General features: G+C 58.2%; 24 protein-coding genes and 1 pseudogene. 14 read left to right on the top strand and 11 right to left on the bottom strand.

Annotated elements, in window-relative coordinates; genetic code table 11:
* Positions 1-162: 162 nt before the first annotated feature.
* The 7 genes from DY250_RS03505 (at position 163) to DY250_RS03475 (ending at position 7,722) form a co-directional block, all read left to right on the top strand.
* Complete coding sequence (locus DY250_RS03505; protein ID WP_245951012.1) at positions 163-1,560, top strand: MFS transporter; 1,398 nt, start codon at positions 163-165, stop codon at positions 1,558-1,560.
* Between the two features lie 215 nt (positions 1,561-1,775).
* On the top strand, positions 1,776-3,011 hold the full coding sequence (locus DY250_RS03500; RefSeq protein WP_172542174.1) for a DUF819 family protein: 1,236 nt from the start codon (positions 1,776-1,778) through the stop codon (positions 3,009-3,011).
* Positions 3,008-3,916 (top strand): AraC family transcriptional regulator, encoded by a 909-nt coding sequence (locus tag DY250_RS03495; protein ID WP_115610937.1) that lies wholly within the window; start codon positions 3,008-3,010, stop codon positions 3,914-3,916. The genes DY250_RS03500 and DY250_RS03495 overlap by 4 nt, the downstream gene beginning before the upstream one ends.
* A gap of 79 nt (positions 3,917-3,995) precedes the next feature.
* Positions 3,996-4,661: a class I SAM-dependent methyltransferase gene (locus DY250_RS03490; protein ID WP_115610936.1), complete on the top strand. Its 666-nt coding sequence runs from the start codon at positions 3,996-3,998 to the stop codon at positions 4,659-4,661.
* On the top strand, positions 4,658-5,617 hold the full coding sequence (gene cmoB / locus DY250_RS03485; RefSeq protein WP_115610935.1) for a tRNA 5-methoxyuridine(34)/uridine 5-oxyacetic acid(34) synthase CmoB: 960 nt from the start codon (positions 4,658-4,660) through the stop codon (positions 5,615-5,617). The genes DY250_RS03490 and cmoB overlap by 4 nt, the downstream gene beginning before the upstream one ends.
* Before the next feature lie 45 nt (positions 5,618-5,662).
* Positions 5,663-6,466: a glutamate 5-kinase gene (proB, locus tag DY250_RS03480; protein WP_115610934.1), complete on the top strand. Its 804-nt coding sequence runs from the start codon at positions 5,663-5,665 to the stop codon at positions 6,464-6,466.
* 5 nt (positions 6,467-6,471) lie between these two features.
* A complete protein-coding gene (locus DY250_RS03475) occupies positions 6,472-7,722 on the top strand; it encodes a glutamate-5-semialdehyde dehydrogenase (RefSeq protein ID WP_115610933.1) in 1,251 nt (416 codons plus the stop codon).
* A 122-nt stretch (positions 7,723-7,844) separates the two neighbouring features.
* Here DY250_RS03475 and DY250_RS03470 read toward each other — a convergent pair whose 3' ends face one another.
* The 6 genes from DY250_RS03470 to DY250_RS03445 all read right to left on the bottom strand — a co-directional run bounded on the left by DY250_RS03470 (position 7,845) and on the right by DY250_RS03445 (position 13,084).
* Complete coding sequence (locus DY250_RS03470; RefSeq protein ID WP_115610932.1) at positions 7,845-8,372, bottom strand: flavodoxin; 528 nt, start codon at positions 8,370-8,372, stop codon at positions 7,845-7,847.
* A gap of 10 nt (positions 8,373-8,382) precedes the next feature.
* Positions 8,383-9,252 carry a bifunctional methylenetetrahydrofolate dehydrogenase/methenyltetrahydrofolate cyclohydrolase FolD gene (folD, locus tag DY250_RS03465; RefSeq protein WP_115610931.1) on the bottom strand — a complete coding sequence of 290 codons (870 nt, stop codon included), beginning with the start codon at positions 9,250-9,252 and terminating at the stop codon, positions 8,383-8,385.
* A 17-nt stretch (positions 9,253-9,269) separates the two neighbouring features.
* A complete protein-coding gene (locus DY250_RS03460; protein WP_115610930.1) occupies positions 9,270-9,683 on the bottom strand; it encodes an HIT family protein in 414 nt (137 codons plus the stop codon).
* Between the two features lie 85 nt (positions 9,684-9,768).
* The gene (locus tag DY250_RS03455; RefSeq protein WP_006985963.1) at positions 9,769-10,080 is read right to left on the bottom strand and encodes an H-NS histone family protein; all 312 of its coding nucleotides are present in this window, start codon (positions 10,078-10,080) and stop codon (positions 9,769-9,771) included.
* Between the two features lie 158 nt (positions 10,081-10,238).
* Positions 10,239-11,621 carry a M48 family metalloprotease gene (locus DY250_RS03450; RefSeq protein WP_006985964.1) on the bottom strand — a complete coding sequence of 461 codons (1,383 nt, stop codon included), beginning with the start codon at positions 11,619-11,621 and terminating at the stop codon, positions 10,239-10,241.
* 83 nt (positions 11,622-11,704) lie between these two features.
* Entirely contained in the window at positions 11,705-13,084 is a 1,380-nt protein-coding gene (locus DY250_RS03445; protein ID WP_115610929.1) for a Na+/H+ antiporter family protein, read from the bottom strand.
* A gap of 564 nt (positions 13,085-13,648) precedes the next feature.
* Here DY250_RS03445 and DY250_RS03440 point away from each other — a divergent pair.
* From DY250_RS03440 to pgmB, 7 genes are all read left to right on the top strand, one after another.
* Positions 13,649-14,062, top strand: coding sequence for a tetratricopeptide repeat protein (locus DY250_RS03440; protein WP_115610928.1), 414 nt, complete (start codon positions 13,649-13,651; stop codon positions 14,060-14,062).
* 9 nt (positions 14,063-14,071) lie between these two features.
* On the top strand, positions 14,072-14,767 hold the full coding sequence (gene dnaQ, locus DY250_RS03435) for a DNA polymerase III subunit epsilon (protein ID WP_115610927.1): 696 nt from the start codon (positions 14,072-14,074) through the stop codon (positions 14,765-14,767).
* Positions 14,748-15,392 (top strand): hypothetical protein, encoded by a 645-nt coding sequence (locus DY250_RS03430; protein WP_115610926.1) that lies wholly within the window; start codon positions 14,748-14,750, stop codon positions 15,390-15,392. Before dnaQ ends, DY250_RS03430 begins: the two co-directional genes overlap by 20 nt.
* Positions 15,393-15,709: 317 nt before the next feature.
* Positions 15,710-17,068, top strand: coding sequence for an SLC45 family MFS transporter (locus tag DY250_RS03425; protein WP_115610925.1), 1,359 nt, complete (start codon positions 15,710-15,712; stop codon positions 17,066-17,068).
* On the top strand, positions 17,068-18,045 hold the full coding sequence (locus DY250_RS03420; protein ID WP_115610924.1) for an aldose epimerase family protein: 978 nt from the start codon (positions 17,068-17,070) through the stop codon (positions 18,043-18,045). Before DY250_RS03425 ends, DY250_RS03420 begins: the two co-directional genes overlap by 1 nt.
* Before the next feature lies 1 nt (position 18,046).
* On the top strand, positions 18,047-20,311 hold the full coding sequence (locus DY250_RS03415) for a glycoside hydrolase family 65 protein (protein ID WP_115610923.1): 2,265 nt from the start codon (positions 18,047-18,049) through the stop codon (positions 20,309-20,311).
* A 148-nt stretch (positions 20,312-20,459) separates the two neighbouring features.
* Positions 20,460-21,122: a beta-phosphoglucomutase gene (pgmB, locus tag DY250_RS03410; protein ID WP_006985973.1), complete on the top strand. Its 663-nt coding sequence runs from the start codon at positions 20,460-20,462 to the stop codon at positions 21,120-21,122.
* Positions 21,123-21,237: 115 nt separating this feature from the next.
* Here the strand turns inward: pgmB and DY250_RS03405 are convergent, their stop codons facing one another.
* The 5 genes and pseudogenes from DY250_RS03405 to lipB all read right to left on the bottom strand — a co-directional run bounded on the left by DY250_RS03405 (position 21,238) and on the right by lipB (position 23,210).
* Positions 21,238-21,483, bottom strand: a complete 246-nt coding sequence (locus DY250_RS03405) for a type B 50S ribosomal protein L31 (protein WP_115610922.1) — start codon at positions 21,481-21,483, stop codon at positions 21,238-21,240.
* A gap of 134 nt (positions 21,484-21,617) precedes the next feature.
* On the bottom strand, positions 21,618-21,881 hold the full coding sequence (locus DY250_RS14720; RefSeq protein ID WP_115610921.1) for a transposase: 264 nt from the start codon (positions 21,879-21,881) through the stop codon (positions 21,618-21,620).
* A gap of 2 nt (positions 21,882-21,883) precedes the next feature.
* Positions 21,884-22,039, bottom strand: a pseudogene (locus DY250_RS15035) (IS630 family transposase); the annotation flags it as partial.
* 126 nt (positions 22,040-22,165) lie between these two features.
* Positions 22,166-22,456: a transposase gene (locus DY250_RS03390; protein ID WP_115610920.1), complete on the bottom strand. Its 291-nt coding sequence runs from the start codon at positions 22,454-22,456 to the stop codon at positions 22,166-22,168.
* Positions 22,457-22,598: 142 nt separating this feature from the next.
* Positions 22,599-23,210, bottom strand: a complete 612-nt coding sequence (gene lipB, locus DY250_RS03385) for a lipoyl(octanoyl) transferase LipB (RefSeq protein ID WP_115610919.1) — start codon at positions 23,208-23,210, stop codon at positions 22,599-22,601.
* Positions 23,211-23,214 lie beyond the last annotated feature (4 nt).

The following is a 23,214-nucleotide window of genomic DNA, read 5'->3' as shown; positions in this document are numbered from 1 at the left end:
AAGAGTCCGGAAATGAGAAAAGCCCACATGACGTAATGATGACGTCCTCGTAAGCGGTCGCAATTTTAGAACATTTGCCCAGACGGCAAAAGGAAAATGCGCCGCCCGCCCTGCTCATGCCATGCTGCTACAATGCGGGCAAACACCACATTCACGCGATTTATGACCACCCCCACCCCGTCCCGCTGGCTGCCGCTGTTGATGGCCATCTCCATCTTCATGCAGATGCTCGATGCCACCATCCTCAACACCGCCCTGCCGACGATTGCCGCCGATCTCGGTGTCTCACCGCTCAACATGCAGTCAGCCGTCATCTCCTACGCCCTCACCGTCGCCCTGCTTATTCCGGCGAGCGGCTACCTCGCCGACCGCTTCGGCACGAAAAAGACCTTCATCATCGCGCTCATCGTCTTCATGCTCGGCTCGCTGCTCTGCGCCATTTCCACCAACCTGCCGATGCTCGTCGGCGCGCGCATCATCCAGGGCATGGGCGGCGCCATCATCATGCCCGTGCCGCGTCTCGCCATCCTCAAAGTCTATGAAAAAGAGCGGCTGATTACCGCTATCAACTACGCCGTCACCCCGGCGCTTATCGGCCCCATCCTCGGCCCGCTCATCGGTGGCTACCTCGTGCAATACGCAAGCTGGCACTGGATTTTCCTCATCAACATCCCCTTCGGCATCCTCGGCATCCTTTTCGCCATCCCCATCATGCCCGACGTGTACGGCAAGATTACCCGCTTCGATACCGGCGGTTTCCTCCTCATCGCCGGCATGGCGACCGGACTGACGCTGGCGCTGGAAATCGCGCCACACGGCGAACCGGTCGCTGCCGCCCTCCTTTTCCTCCTCGCGCTTGCCGGCGGGATTGCCTACCTGCGCCACACCCGCCGCTGCGACTATCCGCTCTTCCCCATCAGCCTCATCCTGGTGCGCACCTTCCGCATCGGCCTCGCGGGCAACCTCGTCAGCCGCCTCGGCATCGGCGCCATGCCCTTCCTGCTGCCGCTCTTCTACCAGCTCGCCCTCGGTTACGACGCTAGCAGCGCGGGCTGGATGATGGTGCCGACCGTCGTGGGCACCATCATCGCCAAGCCCTTTACCAAAGCCGTCATCGCCCGCTACGGCTACCGCCGCATCACCATCACCAACACGCAACTGCTCGGCCTGATGATGATGGCCGTTGCCCTGCCCCCGCCCGGCACCCCGGCCTGGGTATGGGTCGTGCTGCTCTTCATCACCGGTTTCGGCAACTCGCTGCAATTCACCACGATGAATACCCTCGCTATCGCCGACCTGCGCCCCGACCAGAACAGCGCCGGCAACAGCCTGCTTGCCGTCAACCAGCAACTGGCAACCGGCTTCGGCATCGCCATCGGCGCGCTCCTGCTCAAAACCCTCAGCCTGCCCGCCGTCAGCCACGGCGATCTGTACATCGCCTTCCGCTACACCTTCGCTGCTGTCGGCCTCATCACCTTCACCTCCTCTGCCGTCTTCGCCCGCCTGCACAGTCAGGACGGCGAGCGCCTGCTCGAAGGCAATGGCCATCCCGGAAAATAATCCAAACGCGTTGACGCGCCTCGCCGGGTTGCCTGCCACGCCGCTTGGCAGCATTTCTTCCAGACCATTGTCAAGAACGCAAAAAGCAGGCTTCCGCCTGCTCGGTGGGCTGAAGCCCACCCTACGCGCACTCCGCAATTACGCCGCTTGGCGGAGCCGGCATCAGGACTTTGCCTTACAATAGCCGCCCCATTTCTATAACCCGAACTTCACACATGACCCCGCTTATCACTACCCTGCCCGCCGCCTTCGGCCTCATCATGGGCGTCGTCGGCCTCATCTTCGCTACCGGCGACAGCGCCCACCCCTTCTGGCGCCGCTTCTACGCCATCATCCCCGGCATCATCCTCTGCTGCTTCGTCCCGGCAGGCCTCAACAGCGCCGGCGTCTTCGCCCCCGGCCTCGGCAAACAGATTTACGGCTTCGCCGCCACCTACCTCCTCCCCGCCAGCCTCTTTCTTATGACACTTTCCATGGATGTGCCGAAACTCATCGGCCTCGGCTGGAAGGTGCTGGCGATGTTTTTCACGGCGACGCTCGCCATCATGCTTGGCGGCATCATCAGCTTCACCGTCTTCCACTTCATCGCCCCGGACTGGGTGAACGGCGAACACATCTGGCGCGGCTTCTCCACCCTCGCCGGCAGCTGGATCGGCGGTGCAGCAAACCAGGCGGCGATGAAAGAACTCTACCAGGTGGACGATGCCCTCTTCGGCACCATGCTGCTGATTGACGCCACCCTCGCCTCCGTCTGGCTCTTCGCCATCCTCGCCATGGCGCGCCACGCCACACGCATTGACCGCTGGCTGCGCGCCGATACCAGCGGTATCAACACCGTCATCGACACCGTTGAGCGCTACGAACGCGAACACGCCCGCATCACCACCCTGCCCGACCTGATGAAAATGCTCGGCCTCACTTTCGCCGTGGTCGGCCTCGCCCATCCGCTGGGCGGCGCGCTTGCGGCATGGTTCGCGCAATTCCCCCGGGCCGTCGAATACAGCCTGAACAGCGCCTTCTTCTGGCAAGTCATCAGCGTCACCCTCGCCGGTTTCTGCCTCTCCTTCACCCGCGCCCGCCACCTCGACCACGCCGGCGCCTCCAAACTTGGTACGGCCCTCATCTACATCCTCATCGCCGCTATCGGCATGCAAATCCAGTTGCACGGCATTTTTGACCAGTGGCGCCTGCTGCTCGTCGCCGCGTTGTGGCTCGCAGTGCACATCGCCATCGTCTTCGCCGTCGCCCGCCTCATCCGTGCCCCGCTCTTTTTCCTCTGCGTCGGTTCAAACGCCAACACCGGCGGCGCCTCATCGGCTACCATCGTCGCCACCGCCTTCCACCCTGCCCTCGCCCCGGTCGGCGTGCTGCTCGGCATCCTCGGCTACACCCTCGGCACCGTCGGCGGCTACTTCACCGCAGAAATCCTGCGCCACATCGTCGCCCCATGAGTACCGACTACCACCGCCGCCTGCAACCCGTCATCCGCTACCTCGAACAGCACTACCGCGCCCCGCCCAACCTCACCACCATCGCGGCGCTGGCATCCCTCTCGCCGTATCACTTCCACCGCATCTTCACCGCCGTAACCGGCGAAACGCTGGCTGCCTACCTGCGCCGCCTGCGTCTGGAAAACATCGCCCGCCAGCTCTTCTACGGTAAGGCCGACATCACCACGCTTGCCCTCGAACACGGCTACGCCAGCTCGCAGGCTCTGGCCAAAGCCTTCCGCACCCACTTTGGCATCACCGCCAGTGAGCTCCGCACCTGCCAGGATTTCGCCAGCTACCGCCGCGCCCTGCAAAACAGCAAAATCGGACACGGCCTGCGCAAAAACGGACACGCGGCGGCCGGCACCGCTGCTTACACTGCGCGCGAACCCAAACAGGAGAGCAACATGACAACCTTGCATACCGAACAGTTCGCCCCGCGCACCCTGGCTTACATCCGCGTCACCGGTGCCTACGGCGTCGGCTACGAAGAAGCGACCGGGCGCCTCTACCAATGGGCAGGCGCACACGGCCTGGCGGACGGCGAATGTATCTTCATCTACCTCGACCACCCCGAAGTCACCCCGGTCGAACGCTGCCGTACCGACATCTGCCTGAGCGTACCGCCGGATACCGCCGTCGGCGGCGGCATCGAAAAACAAACCCTGCCCGGCGGCAGCTACGCGGTCATCCGCCGCACCGTGACCGAACCCGCGCAATACGCCCAATATTGGCAGGAGCTGATGACAGCGGTCGTGGGCGCCAAACTGGAAGTGGATAACCGCCCCTGCTTCGAGTATTACCACAGCTTCCAGCCGCAGCCCTATGCGGCCGATGTCAGCTTCTACGTAGCAGTCACACTGTAAACCCGTACGGGGCGGTGCAAGCCGCCCCGTTTATTTGCGACGATGTGTATCATGTGGCGATTTCCCACCGGAGCCTGCCATGACCCCACATTTCCGCCCGCAAGATGCCGACAACTACGATCAAAAAATTGCCATCGCCGTTCCCGGCTACGACACCCTCCACCGCACCACCGCCGCCCTGCTCGCCACGCGTCTGCCCGCAGACGCGCGCATCCTCGTCGTCGGTGCCGGCACGGGGGCAGACATCCTCGCCCTGCACCGCCAGCAACCTGCCTGGCACATTACCGCCGTCGAACCACTGGCGGAAATGCTTGCCCAGGCACGTGCCAAAACCGCAGATATCGCCAGCATCCACTTCCACCACGGCTACCTTGCCGACCTGCCGCAGAGTGATCCCTTTGATGCTGCCGTCTGCCATCTCGTCATGCACTTCATCGCAGAAACGGCCGACAAGCGCAGCCTGCTTGAGCACATCGCTGCCCGCCTCAAACCCGCCGCCCTACTGCTGCACAGCGATGTCATCGCGACCAACCCCGACGAACTGCCCGTACTCATTGAATATACCCTCGCTGCCGGCATGCCCGTCGCCGGCATCCCGCTGATGCAACAACGCTTTACTGCCGATATTCACGGCATCAGTACAGACGACTTCGCTGCTCTCGCACAATCAAGCGGTTTTACTGCGCCGTACCTCTATTTCCGCGTACCGACCATCGCCGCCTGGCTGCTGGAACGCCGCGCGTGAACCGCCCCGTTTCGCCCGTCCTCGCCCAGTGGCAGCACGCCCTCGCCGAAAAACCGGCTCTGGCTGCCGCAGATGAAACCGTCCGCGCCGCCCTCGCCGCCACCAGGCCGCACGGCCAGTTCACCGACTGGCTGGCCGTCGTCCATGCCCTGCCGCACGACCCGGCAGCCACCATCGAACTCAATACCGCCACCGTTCGTGCCAGCAGCATCACCGCCCCTTCACCGGAAGCGGGACTGCGCGCGCTGATGCCGTGGCGCAAAGGCCCGTTCGACCTCTACGGCGTCCACATCGACAGCGAATGGCGCAGCGACGACAAATTCGCCCGCCTGCTCGCCGCCGGCGTGGACTTCACCGGCAAGCACATCCTCGACGTCGGCTGCGGCAACGGCTACTTCCTCTACCGCATGCTCGGCGCGGGCGCGCGCTTCGCCCTCGGCCTCGATCCCTCCTGGCACTACTTCGCGCAATACCTCGCCCTGGAAAAACTGCTCGGCCCGCAGCACTGCGCCTACCTGCCGCTGACCCTCGACGACATCGCCCCGCGCGACTTCGACCTGACCCTATCCATGGGCGTGCTCTACCACCGCCGCGAACCACTGCAACACCTCGCCCAACTGCGCGACACCCTGCGTGCCGATGGCCGCCTCATCCTCGAAACCCTGGTGGTTGATGGCGACGCGACAACCGTGCTCATGCCGCCGGAACGCTATGCGGGCATGCGCAACGTCTGGTTCCTGCCGAGCGTGGCGGCACTCACCCGCTGGCTGCACCGCCTCGGCCTCGACCTCGAATACAGCGGCACACCCGTGGCCACCACCGGCACCGAACAGCGCAAAACCGCCTGGAGCACCGACTGCTCGCTCACCGACTTCATGCAACCCGATTTCAGCGCGACCATCGAAGGCCTGCCGCCACCGCAACGCGTCATCCTCATCGCCCGCAAAAAACGCTGACGCCCGTGATAGGCTGCCACTCCCCCCCTTTCCAAGGAAACATCCATGCAACGCGATTTTTCGGCGGTAAAACGCCTCGTTATCAAAGTCGGCACCAGCTCGCTGGTCGCCCCTGACCGCAGCATCCGCCTGGAACGCATTGACCGTCTCGCTTTCGTCATCAGCGCCCTGACCCAGCGCGGCCTAGATGTAGTACTGGTCTCATCCGGTGCGATGGGCTTCGGCCTGAACGTCCTCGGCCTGTCACAGCGGCCGCCGGAAGTACCACGCCAGCAAGCGGTATCCAGTGTCGGTCAGGTGGCGATGATGAGCCTCTATGCGCAAATATTCAGCCACTACCAAAGTACCGTGTCGCAACTGCTGCTGACCCGCGACGTGGTCGAATACCCCACCAGCCTCGACAATGCCCGCAACGCCTTCGCCAGCCTCTTTGCCCTGCGCATCATCCCCATTGTCAACGAAAACGATGCGGTTAGCGTCGAAGAAATGGATCACATCACCAAATTCGGCGACAACGACCGCCTCTCGGCAGTGGTAGCGGACATCATCAACGCCGACCTGCTCATCATGCTCTCCGATATTGACGGCCTCTACGACAAAAACCCGGCGGAACATCCTGACGCCCGGTTGCGGCAGCGGGTCAGCCTGATTGACAACGCTACCATCCGCTCAGCGGGTGGCGCGGGCAGCGCGCACGGTACCGGCGGTATGGCAAGCAAAATCCGCTGCGCACAAATGGTCTTTGCCCGCAACAGCCAGATGGTGCTGATGAACAGCCGCGAACCGCGTGACATCCTGCGCGTGCTGGACGGCGAAAACATCGGTACCTGGTTCGCCCAGGAGGAATAACCACTATGATCACCATTACCCAACTTGGGCAAAACGCCCGTCTCGCCGCCCACCAACTGGCCCGACTCAGCAGCAGCGCGAAAAACCAAGCCCTGCATGCCGTGAGCGCTGCCTTACTCGCGCACACGGACGACATCCTCGCCGCTAACGCGCGCGACCTGGCGGCCGCTGCTGATCACGGCATCAGCGGCGTCATGCTCGACCGCCTGCGTCTTGACGCCGCACGCATCCAGGCCATCGCCGCAGGGGTGGCACAAGTCGCCGACCTACCCGATCCCATCGGCACTGTGCTGCGCGGCTACACCAACGCCGACGGCCTCGAAATCCTGCAAAAACGCGTGCCGCTGGGCGTGATCGCCATGATCTTCGAGAGCCGCCCCAATGTCGCCGTGGACGCCTTCAGCCTCGCCTTCAAAACCGGTAACGCCATCATCCTGCGTGGCGGCCGCGATGCCCGGCACAGCAATGCCGCCCTGGTGGACATCATCCGCCGCACCCTGCACGCTGCCGGACTTAATGCCGACGCCGTACAACTACCGGATGACCCCGACCGCCGTCTGGCCGAAGCACTGATGCAGGCTACCGACTACATCGACGTCCTCATCCCGCGCGGCGGCGCGCAACTCATCCGCAGCGTCAAAGAAAAGGCGCGGGTTCCGGTTATCGAAACGGGCGTCGGCAACGTGCACATCTACGTGGATGAAAGCGCCGACCTCGACATGGCGACGCGCATCGTCGTCAACGCCAAAACCCAACGCCCCAGCGTCTGCAACGCTGCGGAAAACCTGCTGGTGCATAGCGCCGTGGCGTCTCGCTTCCTGCCACAACTGGCCGTGGCAATGGCAGCGGTACACGCCGTGGAATACCGCGCCGACGAACGTGCCCAACCGCTTCTGCCGAATGCCGTCGCAGCCACGGAGGCAGACTACGCGACAGAATTCCTTGATTACATCCTGGCGGTAAAAGTGGTGGACAGCGCTACAGAAGCCATTGATTGGATCAACCGCTACACCAGCCACCATTCCGAAGCCATCATCACCCGCGATATTGCCCATGCCCGCGCCTTTCAAGATGCAGTGGATGCAGCAGTGGTGTACGTCAACGCCTCAACCCGCTTCACCGACGGCTTCGTCTTCGGCTTGGGCGCGGAAATCGGCATCTCGACCCAGAAAATGCATGCGCGCGGCCCAATGGGGCTGGAAGCCCTGACCAGCACCAAATACTACGTCTGCGGCGAGGGACAAATACGCGAGTAGCGCCCTGCCCGGCAAACGATCAGGGTAAACAGCAACCTCGTATGCAGGACGACTCCAACCCACCAGTTGCTGATTGCAAAATACCGCCGCACAAAAAAGCCCGCCGAAGCGGGCTTTTCCTGTCAGGCAAGCAGCTGCGGGAGAACTTGATCCACCCACGCTTCCAGCCGTTCTTGAGTCTTTTCCGGCTGGCTGTCTTCATCCAGCGCGAGGCCGATGAATTTGCCGTTTGCCTTCACCGCCTTGGAAGAAGTGTATTTGTAGCCGTCGGTCGGCCATTCGCCGATGAAGGTTGCACCTTGCGCGCTCAGTTGTTCACCGATCATCCCCAGGGCATCCAGGTAGTATTCGGGGTAGCCGATCTGGTCGCCGAGGCCGAACATGGCAATCACCGTGCCATCGAGGTTGGCCGAGGCGATTTTGTCCACCACTTGTTCCCAGTCATCCTGGTATTCGCCGTAGTTCCAGGTCGGCATGCCGAGGATGATGCGTTTGTAGAGGAACATGTCGTTCGGGTCGTCGAGGTCGATGATGTTGATCGGCACGATTTCCAAACCGTGTTTTTCTTTGATGTAGGCTTCGATGCGGTAGGCAACGTCTTCGGTCATGCCGGTGGTGCTGCCGTAGAAGAATCCGATTTCTTGGCTCATGGGGGTTTCCTTATGGTTGGCCGTGCAGGGCTTGGGCACAGGCGAGGGTGTTGCGCAGCAGGCAGGCGATGGTCATCGGCCCGATGCCGCCGGGTACGGGGGTAATGGCGCCGGCGGTCTCAACGGCACTGGCAAAGTCCACGTCGCCGACGAGGCGGATTTTATCGCCTTCGGTAATGCGGTTGATGCCGACGTCGAGAACGATGGCGCCGGGTTTCAGCCAGTCGCCTTTGACGAGCTGTGCCTTGCCGACGGCGGCGACGACGATGTCGGCTTCGCGGCAGAGTGCAGGCAGGTCGGGGCTGCGTGAATGGGCGATGGTAACGGTGGCATTCGCGGCAAGCAGGAGTGCCACCATCGGCTTGCCGACGATGTTGGAGCGGCCGATGACGATGGCGCGTTTGCCGGCGAGATCGCCCAAGCGGTCGCGCAGGATGAGCGAGCAGCCGAGCGGGGTGCAGGGAATGGAGACAGGGTTACCCGTCCACAGGCGGCCAACGTTGACGGGATGGAAACCGTCCACGTCTTTGTCCGGGGTGATGGCATTCAGCACGGCATCGGCGTCAAGGTGTTTAGGCAGCGGCAATTGCACGAGGATGCCATGCACTTGCGGATCGGCATTGAGTTCGGCAACTTTGGCAAGCAGCGCTTCCTGAGTGGTGTCGGCGGGCAGTTTGTATTCGAGGCTGGCAAAACCCGCTTCTTTGGCCTGGATGCCTTTATTACGCACATAGACTTCGCTGGCCGGGTCATTGCCGACGAGGACGACGGCAAGGCCGGGCCGGATGCCGGTCTTCTCGCGGAAAAGAGCGGTATCGCGCGCCACTTCAGCGCGGATAGTGGCGGCAAAGGCTTTGCCGTCAATGATGTCTGCACTCATTGGGTTTCCCTTGTATTTCAGTTGGTTAATGCAGCGCGGATAGCGTCTGCGGTATCGCGCAATTCGGCCAGATCCGCCGCTCCCTTGCCGTGCGAGCCGAGCGTTTTGCCCGCCCACATCGGTATCAGGTGCATATGGTAATAGAAGACGGACTGTCCCGCCGCCTCACCGTTGTATTGCACCACGCGAATGCCGTCCGCCTGCAAAGCCTGTTTCTGCGCGCGCGCGAGTTTCTGGCTGAAGTTGATGATGTGTTGCAGCGATGCGGGGTCGGCATCGAGCAGGTCGGTGGCAAAGCATTTCGGGATAATCAGGCTATGCCCTTTGCTTTGCGGGAAGGCATCCATAAAGGAAAAGAGGTTGTCGTCTTCGTAGATTTTGGCGCAGGGGATTTCGCCGGCCAGAATTTTGTGAAATATGGTGTCACTCATGGTTTTTTCCTCGCGGGATAAATAAAAAAGGCACGGTAATTAATCGTGCCTTTTGTCCGTTATTTACGGCATTTAATCGGTCTGTTTATTGGATCAGCAGATCGTGTTCGCTGCCGCCGTGTTGCAGATGGTCAATAAACCATTGTGGTTTACGTCCCATGCCGCTCCAGGTTTGTTTCGGGTTGGCAGGATTACGGTAACGCGGCGGCATTACAGTGCGTTGTACCGGGACTTTATTGCCTTCCATACTGGTGATGAATCGTGCCGCTTGCCGTTGGGCTTCGGAAAGAATATCGCGGGCGCGTTTCTTCTTCTGGCGATCAATATGATTGATCAGTGCTTCAAAGTCATCGTTGTTCAGATTGTCAACTTGATTAAAGAGTTCTTCTAGGCTCATTGTTTGTCCTCGTTTGTTGTTAGAAAGCGGGCGAATTATATAGCGCCATTTGTCTATCTGTAAAGTATTGCCACCGCTTTATTGCAGAATATTTTAATGCCTGCGGTTTTATTTTTTACATACCCAACAAATGATTTACGTACCGTCTGTTTTATCTCTTATTTTTCGTTTTCGGCCTCTTCTTTCAGCCTCTCGTAACGCTTTTGCAGATTACCGACTTTCTGCCGTTCGTTAACCGGCAGGGTTGGATCTTTCAAGGCGCGCGATACTTGTGCTTCCGCCAGTTTGTAATCGCCAATCAAGGCATAGTATTTGGCGGATAGCAGGAATTGTTCGGCGCTACGCTGCTGCCGGTCAAGCAAACCGCCATAGACATCGTAATATTGCACTGCACCGGGGTCGCGGGCGATTTGTGCCTGCAAGAGCTTTTCCGCTTCCTGATATTTACCGACGGCTATTAAACTGCGGGCATAGGGAATAATCAGGTTTTCATTATTGCGCCAACGCTGCCAGGCCTTGCTGAGGATTTCTTCTGCTTTGCTATTGTCGTCATCCGCCAATGCCTGTTCGCCGTGCAAGCGGGCAAAAGCGGCGTTTTTATCGGCAGGCAGGCTTGGCAATAATGCCGCCAGCGTGGTGCGGTCGTAGCGCCGCTCGGCATCCAGCGCCTGACGGTATTGGGCGGCAAGAGGGTCGGCGGGTTGGAAATCGCGTTGTTTATAACGGCTATAGCGCCCAATAGCCGCTTTGGCGAGTTGGTATTCCAGCGGATTACGGCTGGATTTATTTTTTTCGGCTTTTGCCAATTGGCGCTCAATACGGTTTTGCGGCAAGGGGTGCGTCAATAAGAATTCCGGTGGCTGACTGCCATGCGCCATCAATTTCTCGAAGAATACCGCCATTTGTGATTCGTCATAGCCCGCTTTACGCAGGATTTTAACAGCGACATCATCCGCCTGTTGTTCATGGGCGCGTGAATATTCCAATTGTTTTTCGCGCACATAGGCTTGCGAACCGATAATGGCTGCGCGCGCGCCTTGCGGACTATCACCGGCGGCAGCAGCAGCAATGCCAGCCAGCATTCCGACTGCCTGTATCCAGGTATATTTTTCGGCGTTGGCAATAGAGCGCGCGATATGCGATTGGCTGACGTGTCCAATTTCATGCGCGATGACCCCGGCCAGCTGATCTTCATTGTCCGTCATCGCTATCAGGCCGCTATTGATACCAATATAGCCGCCACTGGTGGCAAAGGCATTGATAGCGGGCGAATCGATCACAAAGAAATGATAACTAGAAGCGGCAGGGGCATATTTGCTGAGACGATTACCCAATTCGCGCACATATTGGGTGATTTCCGGCTGCTCAAGCAGCTCGCCGTTTTGCCGCAGGCGGCCTTCAACCGCCATGCCGATATTGCGTGCCTTATCGCCGCTGAATATACGTTTTTCGGGATTACCGAGATCGGGCAATTCAATATCAGCGGCATGAACGCTATACGCGCCCAAAGCAGCCAGTAACATAATGAATGACTTGCGCATCACAGACTCCGTTAACACAAGAAACGAAAAAACGTATCTACCGTTTCAGATAATCGCGGCAGATACGCTTTATATTTAAGGAATTACAGCACCATCGCCGCCAGCCAGCCGGCCAGTAGTAATGGTACGTTGTAATGCAAGAATGTCGGAATCACGCTGTCGCGGATGTGATTATGCTGCCCGTCGGCATTAAAGCCCATCGTCGGGCCGAGAGTCGAATCGGAAGCGGGCGAACCAGCGTCACCAAGTGCCCCAGCGGTACCGATGATGGCGACCGTCGCCAGCGGCGAAAAGCCCATATGCACGCAGATCGGCACGTAGATCGCGGCGATAATCGGCAAGGTGGAAAAGGAGCTGCCGATACCCATCGTCACCAATAATCCGACCACCAGCATTGCCAGCGACACCAATGCCTTACTGTTGCCAAAAAAGGCGACACTGTCTTGCACCAGCGGGTCAATCCCGCCCGTGGCTTTCATCACGGCGGCAAAACCATTGGCAGCAATCATGATGAAGGCAATCATGCTCATCATGCGGATGCCGCTATTAAAGACGGTATCTGCCTGCTGCCAGTGAATGACGCGCGCGACCATAAAAATGGCAAAACCCAGCAGGCCGGCGAGAATCAGCGAACCGGTATATTTTTGTGCCAAAAAAGCGACAGTAACGGCAATTATGGCGATGATGATATTGCCCGGTTTGATGGGAATTTGTTCCGCTGCCCCTTCGACCGGCAGATTTTCATAATGACGCGGCTTGCGGTAGCTGTAAAAAATAGCCGTTGCCAACCCTGCAACCATACCCAAAGCCGGAATCGCCATGGCCTGATAAATATTGACGCCAGATACATCCATGCCGAATTTACTGATATTACCCAGCAGAATCTTGTTCAAGAAAATATCGCCAAAACCATAGGGCACAAACATATAAGTACAAACCAAACCGAATGTGACCACACAAGCAAGCATACGGCGGTCGAGATTGAGGCGGTTCATGACAGTCAGCAGCGGCGGAATAATCAGTGGAATAAAGGCAATATGAATCGGCACCAGGTTCTGACTCATGATGCTCATGGCGAGCAGCGCAATAATCAGCAGCCATTTCAGATAACTACCGCTGCCGTGCGCAGCGCGTTTGACGATAACATTCGCCATTGCCTGCGATAAGCCGGAATAAGAAATAGCGACGGCGAAGGCACCGAGCACCGCATAAGACAAGGCCGTCGCCGTACCTGCGGCAATGCCTTCTTCAAAGACCTTGACCAGATATTTCAGTTTCAAAATTGTATCCGGCTCCGTAACACCCGCTACCTTATCCGGCGGGAAAGCGGCAAGAATAGTTTCTGCGGGAATATTGGCGACAAGTCCGCCAACAAAAGCACTGATAATCAGGCTGAACACAACATGCACGCGTACCAGCGATAAAATCAGCATCAAACACACAGCAAGGACGACTGGATTCATAGGTAACTCCGAATAAAAACGGGAAAAATGAGCAGGCGACGCATTATGAAACAAGAAAACGACGAGTGCAAAGTGCCTGCCCATAAGTCGCCAATAATTTTGCTGATATAAGAGATAGTCATCACCGCTTCCCGCATGAAATTCATGCGGTTTATGGACAAGCGGGACAGCGGCATGGTTTTTATGGCGCTATCCGCAATTTAGCAAGCAATATCTCGCATAACAAAACCGATACGGCTACTGTCAGGAAGTCCATAGCATTTATTGCCATCATGAGTGAAAACAAGACTCTTCTCAGCGAATATCTGAATGAATTTCATGGATTTTTATGCCATGTTATGGCTGCATAAATGTCTTTAGCGATAAGAGGGATCGACAATAGCACTACCCGTGCAAACCCCGTACAATCCGCGCCGTTTTTCCAACCATCCATCATTCATGTTGAAAGCCGCCCTGATGGTTACTCTCTGCTCAGCGCTGTCCGCCTGCATGTCAACGCTGCCAGCCTGGAATTCATCGGGTGTTGCGCAGCTGAATACATCCGCTTGACCAGCAAGGAATCCAATGACCGACATCGCTCTCGACCCGCATCTGCACACCCGCATCAACCGCTTCTGCGAAATCGGCGATACCTTCGCCGCGCAGGGCGAATACCCGCAAGCCATCGAAGCCTACCAGTACGCCTGGAATCTGCTGCCCGAACCCAAAACCCGCTGGGAAGCGGCAACCTGGATACTCGCCGCTATTGGTGACGCCTGGTTTCTGCACGGTGATTACATTCGTGCGCGCGATAATTTCCAGATCGCCCTGCCCTGCCCCGGCGGCAGCGACAATGCCTTCATCCATCTGCGCCTCGGCCAGGCTCTGCTTGAACTGGGCGAGACGGCTGCCACCGCCGCATTACAACAGGCGCATAATCTCGGTGGCGAGGCCGTCTTTGCCGACGAAGATCCCAAATATCTCGCCGCTCTTCACTAAGGAAACCCCATGCGCCAAATCATCTTCGATACCGAAACCACCGGCATGAACTTCAATGGCCGTGACAAATCCGAAGGCCACCGCATCATTGAAATCGGCTGCGTCGAACTCATCGACCGCCGCCCGACCGAAAACTACTTTCACCAATACATCAACCCCGAACAAACCATTGACCCTGACGCCGTGCGCGTGCACGGCATCACCAACGAACGCGTCGCCGGTGAGCCGACCTTTGCCGCCATCCTCAAAGATCTGCTCGCCTACCTCAACGGCGCGGATGAGCTCATCGCGCACAATATGCCGTTCGACCAGTCCTTCCTTAACCGCGAATTCAAACTCGCCAAAGCCGGCTTCAAACTCGAAGACCGCTTCCCGCTCACCGATACCCTGCAACTCGCCAAAAACAAAGTCCCCATTGCCAAATACAATCTGGACGCACTCTGCAAATACTACGGCATTGATAACAGCAACCGTAGCCTGCACGGCGCGCTGCTTGACTCGCAGCTCCTCGCCGAAGTCTATCTACGCCTGACCACCGAACAATCCGGTTTCGACTTCGCCGCCACTACCGTGCAATCCGCCGCTACACCTGCTGAAACCATCATAACCACGATCAGCGCGAGCAGCGATAGCTGGCAGCGCATCAGCATCAGCAGCGAAGAAGCCGCTGCTCATCAGGCCTACCTTGAAAAAATACGTCAATAAGCGGCACGTTCGTCTGCTCTGCTACGCCGTCGCCAGCCTCATCAGCCTCTACTTCGGCACGGCCTTCGTGCATGGCGTTATCTGGCGCGGCGCAGCTCCCGTCGGCGCATGGCTGCTGGCGCTCATCACCAGCCTGACGCTGGCCGCCCTACCCTGGCTGTGGGCGGTTTACCTGCACTGCTACCGCCCCCAACCTGCCGCCAGACCGCCGAGTATCCGCCAACAACTGCTAACGCGAGCGATGGCCGATCTCGCCGCCCTGCGCGATAACGCTGCACAATACCGCTGCCGTGCCGATGGCGAACGCATCGGCCTCCTCCTCGAACAACTCTGCAACCACAGCGAAATCTACCTGCGTGGTCTCGGCGACGATGACGATAAAATCCGCGCCAACCGCCCGCTGCTCACCGTCTATCTGCCCGAACTGGCGCATATCAGCCTGCTCTACCTACAACTGCCCGCCGCCGAACTTGGCGAACATAACCGCCGTCAACTGCTGCAACTTATCAGCGACACTCACGATCTCATCCGCAATGGCCACGCCGGGATGCGCGCCCGCACCCTGCACGACCTTGAAACCCGCATGGAAGTGCTGCGCGAACGCCTTGGCACACGTGAGCCCTGAGCCGTCCCCGGTCATCTCTCCGGCTATTTGCCTGACTGCGAAATCCTGCCAAGCGGCGTTAATCCTGCGTGTTGCCACGTATGCAGATGTTATCCCCTGATAATCATCACCTCTGCTTTGTGAAAATAACCGTGGATTTCCTAGTTTTTTTTCCCTATTCCCGTTAATATCCTTCAAGATTTATCAATCACAGGGGGTGGAGAATCTTGTTTTTACCGGAACTTTAATTTGCGAATTATTAAAGCGTTTTCCCACGGAATGATTAATCACCGGAATGCCGCAATCAGGGGCATTCCGCCCATCAAAGGAGTTTTCTTATGTCGGAACCCACCCCGCAAACGGCGCAGCAAGGCCTGCCCACGCTGCCCAAAAATACTATCTGGATGATCAGCTTCGGCTTTCTCGGCGTGCAGACGGCCTTCACCCTGCAAAGCTCGCAGATGAGCCGCATTTTCCAAACACTCGGCGCTGACCCGCACAGTCTCGGCTGGTTCTTTATCCTGCCGCCGCTGGCGGGTCTTTTGGTACAGCCCATCGTCGGCCATTATTCGGACCGCACTTGGGCACCGCGTCTCGGCGGTCGCCGCCTGCCATATCTGCTTTATGGCGCGCTGATTGCCGTGCTGGTGATGATTTTGATGCCGAACTCCGGCAGTTTCGGCTTTGGCCCGCTTGCCGCACTGGTATTTGGCGCGCTGATGATTGCCCTGCTGGATGTGTCGTCCAACATGGCAATGCAGCCGTTCAAGATGATGGTCGGCGATATGGTTAACGACGAGCAGAAGAGTTATGCCTACGGTATTCAGAGTTTTCTCGCCAATGCCGGTTCGGTGATTGCCGCCGTGTTGCCGTTCGTGTTCGCCTATATCGGTCTTGCCAATACCGCGCCACAGGGCGTAGTGCCGCAGACGGTGGTGGTCGCGTTTTATGTCGGCGCGGCGCTGCTCGTCATCACCAGCGCCTTCACGATTTTCAAGGTGAAGGAGTACGACCCTGCCACTTATGCCCGTTATCACGGTATTTCAGTGCAGGACAATCAGGACAAAGTGAGCTGGCTGACGCTACTGAAAACCGCGCCCAAGGCCTTCTGGACGGTGTCATTGACGCAGTTTTTCTGCTGGTTTGCCTTCCAGTATTTGTGGACGTATTCCGCAGGCGCGATTGCCGCCAATGTCTGGCAGACCACGGATGCCGCTTCTGCCGGCTATCAGGAAGCGGGTAACTGGTACGGGATGCTGGCGGCGGTGCAGTCCATCGCGGCGGTCGTGTGCTCGTATGTGCTGGCGAAGGTGCCGAACCAGTTCCATAAGCACGGTTATTTCGCCTGTCTGGCGCTGGGTGCGCTGGGTTTCCTCTCCATCGCCTATGTCGGCAATAAATATGTGCTGATTCTGTCCTTTATCTTGGTCGGCATTGCTTGGGCGGGGATTATCACTTACCCGCTGACGATCGTGACCAATGCCCTTTCCGGCAAACACATGGGCACCTACCTCGGCCTCTTTAACGGCTCGATTTGCCTGCCACAAATTGTCGCTTCGCTTATGAGTTTCGGCCTCTACCCGTTATTGGGCGGCACACAGGCCAATATGTTTATTGCTGCCGGGATTATCCTGCTCGCCGGCGCGTTTTCGGTGTTCCTGATTAAGGAAACGCACGCCAAGACGGATCACGCCTGATGGATGCGCTGTCCAAACCGTTCGGCACCCTGCACGGGGTGCCGGTCGTCGGCTATTACCTGGAAAATGCGCGCGGCACACGGGTGTGCGTGCTCAATCTTGGCGGCATCATCCAGGATTACTCGCTGCGCACAGATAATGGCCGCCTGCCGCTGGTCATCGGCTACGACAACGCCGCCGATTATGTGCAGAACCCGTTTCAGATTAACAAGCAGATTGGCCGCGTCGCCGGACGCATCGCCGGAGCCGCATTCGACCTCTTCAGCAAACCCTGCCACGTGGAGGCGAACGAAGGGCGTAACGCCCTGCACGGCGGTTCGCACGGGCTGGCGAGGATGCTCTTCACCGTGCAGCGGCTGGATGCGCAGTTACTGCGCCTCAGCACGACCGTGACTGCGGCGCAGGACGGCTACCCCGGCGACCTTGAACTCCGCATTGATTACCAGCTGGACGCGGACGACCGCCTCATCCTCCGCTACGAAGCGACGGCGCACGGCGACACCGTGTTTGACCCGACCCTGCACATCTACTGGCGCCTGCCGCGCGGCCTGCACGACTGCACCCTGCACATCCCGCAGGGCGAACATATCGCCGTTGATGCGGAAAAACTGCCGCTCAATGCAGACGACAACCCTGCTTACGACTTCCGCCACGTGCGTCCGCTGGATGATGCCGTGCGCGCAAGCGGGGGTTTTGACGACATCTACCGCGTCCCCACTGACATCCGCCAGGCAGCAGCCATCCTGAGCACCCCCGACTACCGCATCCGCCTCTATGGCGATCGCAACGGCCTGATTATCTTCACCGCCGCGCCGCAGGACGGCACCGCGCATGAGGCGGGCACTTATGACGCGCTCGCCACCGAACTGCAAACCCTGCCCAACAGCCTGCACCGTCCCGAATACGGCGACATCCGCCTCAAAGACGGCGCGCGCCACCAATCCACCATCATCTTCCAACCCGAAAGAGGACTCTGATATGTACCTGAGAATCATGGAAATCCACCCCTGGAGCATCCGCAGCACCAAACTGGAAAAAGAACACAAGCGCCTGCAAGAAAGCCTGACCAGCCTCGGCAACGGCTATATGGGCATGCGCGGCAACTTCGAAGAAACCTACAGCGGCGACAGCCACCTCGGCACCTACATCGGCGGCGTGTGGTTCCCGGACAAAACCCGCGTCGGCTGGTGGAAAAACGGCTACCCCAAATACTTCGGCAAAGCCATCAACGCCTTGAATTACAGCAAAGTCGCCATCTACGTTGACGGCCAGGAAGTTGACCTCGGCAAACACACCCCCACCGACTTCGTCCTTGAACTCGACATGCACACCGGCGTCCTGCACCGCCAGTTCACCCTCTTTGGCGTCCAGTTCCGCATCAGCAAATTCCTCTCCGTCGCGCAAAAAGAACTGGCGCTCATCCGCTGGGACATCACCGCCACCGACGGCAAAACCCACAAAGTACGCATCGACGCCGTCATTGACGCCGACGTGAAAAACGAAGACGCCAACTACGAAGAAAAATTCTGGCAAGTACTGGCGCGCGACGTTACCGCCGACCGTGGCAGCATCGCCACCCAAACCGTCGCCAACCCCTTCGGCGTCGACCAATTCATCGTCAACGCCGAACAAACCTTCGCCGGCAACTTCACCGCCACCGGCCACGACAGCAGCGACTGGCGCGTGACCAACCGCTTCGAAGCCGAAGTGGGCGCGGCGCCGAAAACCTTTGAAAAACGCGTCATCATCACCACCAGCCGCGACTACGACGGTCTCGCCGCCGTACAAAAAGCCGGACGCGACCTCTCCGCGAAAATCAGCGGACAAAACCACGCCGACCTCCTCGCCGCCCACGAAGCGGGCTGGAAACAGCGCTGGGATATCGCCGACGTCGTCATCAGCAGCAACGACGAAGCCCAACAAGGCATCCGCTTCAACCTCTTCCAGCTATTCGCCACCTACTACGGCGAAGACGCCCGCCTCAACATCGGCCCGAAAGGCTTCACCGGCGAAAAATACGGCGGCGCCACCTACTGGGACACCGAAGCCTACGCTGTGCCACTCTACCTCGCCCTGGCCGAGCCGAACGTCACCCGCAACCTGCTCAAATACCGCCACAATCAGTTGCCGCAGGCCCAGCACAACGCCCGCCAGCAAGGTCTCGCCGGCGCGCTCTACCCGATGGTTACCTTCACCGGCGTCGAATGCCACAACGAATGGGAAATCACCTTTGAGGAAATCCACCGCAACGGTGCCATCCCTTACGCCATCTACAACTACACCAACTACACCGGCGACGACAGCTACCTCGCCAAAGAAGGTCTGGAAGTGCTGGTCGAAGTCTCGCGCTTCTGGGCGGATCGCGTCCACTACTCCAAACGCCACGGCAAATACATGATCCACGGCGTGACCGGGCCGAACGAATACGAAAACAACATCAACAACAACTGGTACACCAACACCCTCGCCGCCTGGGTACTGCAATACACCCTGGACGCCCTGCAAAAACACCCGCGCCCCGACCTCAACGTCAGCGACGCCGAGCGCGGCAAATGGCAGGACATCATCGCGAACATGTACTATCCCGAAGACAAAGAACAAGGCATCTTCGTCCAGCACGACGGCTTCCTCGACAAAGACATCCGCCCCGTCTCCGCCCTCTCGCCAGACGACCTGCCGCTGAACCAAAAATGGTCGTGGGACAAAATCCTGCGCTCGCCCTTCATCAAACAGGCCGACGTCCTGCAAGGCATCTACTTCTTCGGCGACCGCTACACCCTCGACGAAAAACGGCGCAACTTCGACTACTACGAACCGATGACCGTGCACGAAAGCTCGCTGTCGCCCTCCATCCACGCCATCCTCGCCGCCGAACTCGGCAAAGAAGCCAAAGCCGTGGAAATGTACCAGCGCACCGCCCGCCTCGACCTTGACAACTACAACAACGACACCGAAGACGGCCTGCACATCACCTCCATGACCGGCTCATGGCTGGCCATCGTCCAGGGCTTCGCACAAATGAAAACCTGGGGTGGCACCCTCAGCTTCGCGCCCTTCCTGCCATCAGACTGGACGGGCTACACCTTCCATATCAACTACCGTGGCCGCCTGATAAAAATAGAAGTGGACGGCAAAAACGTCACCCTGCGCCTGCTCAAAGGCGACGCCCTGCCGCTCAAACTCTACGGCGAAGCCCTGACCCTGAAAGACAGCCACAGCGCGCCACTGCAAAAAAACGGGTAAAAAACCCCCACAGAGACAAATCCCTTCCCCCGCTACGGGGGAAGGTGTCGCGCAGCGACGTAAAGGGGGAAGACTATTCGCAAACCCAACAATCACGCCGCTTGACGAATCTCTGTCGCGTACAAAAAAACAACACAGGAGAACAACCATGACCTACCAAGCCGTCCTCTTCGACCTCGACGGCGTCATCACCGACACCGCCGAATACCACTACCTGGCCTGGAAAAAACTCGCCGAAGAACAGGGCATCCATATCGACCGCGCCTTCAACGAACAACTCAAAGGCGTTTCGCGTGACGATTCCCTGCGCCGCATTCTCGCCCACGGCGGCAAAAGCGTGGACGATGCCGAATTTGCCCGCCTGACCACACGCAAAAACGACAACTACGTCGAAATGATTCAGGCCGTCCGTCCTGAAGACGTGTACCCAGGCATCCTCGCCCTGCTGCAAGCCCTGCGCGCGGCGGGCAAAAAAATCGCGCTGGCCTCGGCGAGCAAAAACGGCCCCTTCCTGCTCGAAAAAATGCAGCTCACCGCCTACTTCGACGCCATTGCCGACCCTGCCGCCGTCGCCCACTCCAAACCGGCACCGGACATTTTCCTCGCCGCCGCGCAAGGCGTGGGGGTGGACATCCGCGACTGCATCGGCATCGAAGACGCCGCCGCCGGCATCACCGCCATCAAAGCCGCCGGTGCACTGCCTGTCGGCGTGGGCAAAGCAGAAGACCTGGGCAGTGACATCGCCCTCGTCCCCGATACTGCCCACCTGACTCTCGCCTATCTAGATGAAGTTTGGGCGGCGCTGCATTGAAGCATCAATGCGACAAACAAAAATAAAAAGCCCCATGATGGAGCCTTTTTTCTTCTACCGAACTTGCGATAAAAAAACCGGCTTGATGCCGGTTTTTTTTATCGCAGAAAGCGGCTTATTTCTTGCCGTATTTGCGTTTGAAGCGATCCACACGACCGGCGGTATCAACAATGCTCTGTTTGCCGGTATAGAACGGGTGGGATTGGCTGCTGATATCAACGCGCACCAGCGGATATTCTTTACCATCGGTCCAAGTAATCGTTTCTTTGGTTTCGACAGTGGAACGGGTCAGAATGGCGAAGTCGGCGCTGTTGTCTTTAAAGACGACCGGACGGTAGTTCGGATGAATATTGGGTTTCATGAAATCTCCTAAATTCGGTTTGCTATGGAAAAAACCGCGCGATTTTATCGGTTTACAGTTACTGTTGCAAGGAGGAACCTGCTGACCCCCAGCATTGTGTGGTTTTTCAGCCAAGATTCAGTATAGTCGAATCGCTAATAAAGAGTAACGAGAGTAAAGAACCAAAACAGCAGGGCATTCACATCAGCCAACCGCCATTGTTTCCTCAACCGCTTGATCCATGCCCATGTCTTCTCTATCGGGTTGAAATCCGGGCTATAGGGCGGAAGCCACAGCACCGTATGTCCCTCGGCCTGCAACGCATCCAGCGTGTCCTGCCGTTTGTGGAAGGAGGCGTGTTGTCCATCACGATCACACTGCAGGCAGGCAGCTCCGGCAGCAGTATTTCTGTCGCCCATGTATGAAAAACATCGCTGTCTATGCTGCAATCAAAGGCAGTGAAAGCAAATGGCACAGTGCCACACAGGGCGCCTATAACGTTGGTTTGTGCCTTGCTCCATCCGGATACGCCTGCGCATTTTTGCCCGCGTGGTGCATAACCGTAAGGACGGGAGATGTCTTTTCTGAAGCCGCTTTCATCGATATAAACGAATGGGTGTAGGCGTGCTTCATAGACACTTTTTACTTCGAGGAATTCACGGCGTTTTTCTTCGTCTGCCTTGCGGTGGCGGAAGTCTTTTTTTTAACGGTGAAGCGATAGCGTTTGAGCGCCTTGCAGATGCCGTTTTGTGAGCAGGCCCAAACGTGCAGCCCTTTCCCATTGATAGTCATCAGGGTGCTCGGTTACGTCTTGCCTAATGACTTCTTCTGTGAGAAGGCGGGGCGTAGAACGGCGGCTGCCTTTGGGTTGTGGCTGTTTCTTCCAGGTAGCGAGGGTGTTGGGACTGATGCGGTGTCTGGCTGCTACTTCGCGATAGGTGCTATCTTCAAGTTCTGCAAGGATTTTTTTACGGATATGGGCTGGATAGGTCATGATTTTGATGGTTACTGTTTTTTTGCTATTTAACTATATCTGCTGCATTAAAAACTCTCGTAAGCGTATACCCCCCCTTACTGCGACTTTTTGCTTTGCACCTGCCGTTTTTGTTACAAAAAGCTGCTGCGCAAGTCGCATATCAGCAGGCTCTAGCCAGCCATTGCTGCGTAAACGCGGCAGCAAGTGCATCACCCGCTGCTGTTGGGCTGAGAGGAATACCAAGATCACGCAATTGGGTCATATGCATTCCCACGAGACCGCAAGGGTTGATACGGGTGAAGGGTTCAAGATCCATATCCACGTTCAGGGCAACGCCGTGATAGGTGCGACCATTGCTGATTTTCAGACCAAGCGAGGCTATTTTGTTACCTGCAACGTACACGCCGGGGGCGTCAGGGCGGGCGGCAGCGGTGATGCCGTGTGTCTGCAAGAGGGTGATGACGCTGTTTTCAATCATGCTGACTAGGGCACGGATACCGATGCCGCTGCGACGGATGTCCAGCAGCAGGTACATGATGATTTGCCCAGGCCCGTGATAGGTGATTTGTCCCCCCCGGTCTATGTGAATGACAGGAATATCGCCGGGGGCGAGCAGGTGTTCGGTCTTACCCGCCTGTCCTTGCGTAAACACCGGTGGATGCTGCACCAGCCACAGTTCGTCCGCACTGTCTGTGTCACGTGCAGCGGTGTAAGTCCGCATCGCTTCCCATGTTTCCAAATAGGGGCGCAGACCAAGATGGCGGATATACATGGGG

The organism is Cardiobacterium valvarum (genome assembly GCF_900460955.1).
In the GTDB taxonomy this organism is placed as follows: domain Bacteria; phylum Pseudomonadota; class Gammaproteobacteria; order Cardiobacteriales; family Cardiobacteriaceae; genus Cardiobacterium; species Cardiobacterium valvarum.
Note: the sequence above shows the minus strand (reverse complement) of the source record. Positions and strands in the feature narration are given on the sequence as shown.

Coding starts and splice junctions, on each gene's coding strand:
- DY250_RS03470 (WP_115610932.1), bottom strand. CDS start 8,372: ATGAGCCAAGAAATCGGATTCTTCTACGGCAGCACCACCGGCATGACC.
- DY250_RS03415 (WP_115610923.1), top strand. CDS start 18,047: ATGTACCTGAGAATCATGGAAATCCACCCCTGGAGCATCCGCAGCACC.
- DY250_RS03390 (WP_115610920.1), bottom strand. CDS start 22,456: ATGACCTATCCAGCCCATATCCGTAAAAAAATCCTTGCAGAACTTGAA.
- DY250_RS03475 (WP_115610933.1), top strand. CDS start 6,472: ATGATCACCATTACCCAACTTGGGCAAAACGCCCGTCTCGCCGCCCAC.
- dnaQ (WP_115610927.1), top strand. CDS start 14,072: ATGCGCCAAATCATCTTCGATACCGAAACCACCGGCATGAACTTCAAT.
- folD (WP_115610931.1), bottom strand. CDS start 9,252: ATGAGTGCAGACATCATTGACGGCAAAGCCTTTGCCGCCACTATCCGC.
- DY250_RS03405 (WP_115610922.1), bottom strand. CDS start 21,483: ATGAAACCCAATATTCATCCGAACTACCGTCCGGTCGTCTTTAAAGAC.
- DY250_RS03490 (WP_115610936.1), top strand. CDS start 3,996: ATGACCCCACATTTCCGCCCGCAAGATGCCGACAACTACGATCAAAAA.
- DY250_RS03445 (WP_115610929.1), bottom strand. CDS start 13,084: ATGAATCCAGTCGTCCTTGCTGTGTGTTTGATGCTGATTTTATCGCTG.
- DY250_RS03420 (WP_115610924.1), top strand. CDS start 17,068: ATGGATGCGCTGTCCAAACCGTTCGGCACCCTGCACGGGGTGCCGGTC.
- DY250_RS03495 (WP_115610937.1), top strand. CDS start 3,008: ATGAGTACCGACTACCACCGCCGCCTGCAACCCGTCATCCGCTACCTC.
- DY250_RS03425 (WP_115610925.1), top strand. CDS start 15,710: ATGTCGGAACCCACCCCGCAAACGGCGCAGCAAGGCCTGCCCACGCTG.
- DY250_RS03500 (WP_172542174.1), top strand. CDS start 1,776: ATGACCCCGCTTATCACTACCCTGCCCGCCGCCTTCGGCCTCATCATG.
- DY250_RS03460 (WP_115610930.1), bottom strand. CDS start 9,683: ATGAGTGACACCATATTTCACAAAATTCTGGCCGGCGAAATCCCCTGC.
- lipB (WP_115610919.1), bottom strand. CDS start 23,210: ATGTATATCCGCCATCTTGGTCTGCGCCCCTATTTGGAAACATGGGAA.
- DY250_RS03440 (WP_115610928.1), top strand. CDS start 13,649: ATGACCGACATCGCTCTCGACCCGCATCTGCACACCCGCATCAACCGC.
- DY250_RS03455 (WP_006985963.1), bottom strand. CDS start 10,080: ATGAGCCTAGAAGAACTCTTTAATCAAGTTGACAATCTGAACAACGAT.
- proB (WP_115610934.1), top strand. CDS start 5,663: ATGCAACGCGATTTTTCGGCGGTAAAACGCCTCGTTATCAAAGTCGGC.
- pgmB (WP_006985973.1), top strand. CDS start 20,460: ATGACCTACCAAGCCGTCCTCTTCGACCTCGACGGCGTCATCACCGAC.
- DY250_RS03450 (WP_006985964.1), bottom strand. CDS start 11,621: ATGCGCAAGTCATTCATTATGTTACTGGCTGCTTTGGGCGCGTATAGC.
- DY250_RS03505 (WP_245951012.1), top strand. CDS start 163: ATGACCACCCCCACCCCGTCCCGCTGGCTGCCGCTGTTGATGGCCATC.
- DY250_RS14720 (WP_115610921.1), bottom strand. CDS start 21,881: ATGGGCGACAGAAATACTGCTGCCGGAGCTGCCTGCCTGCAGTGTGAT.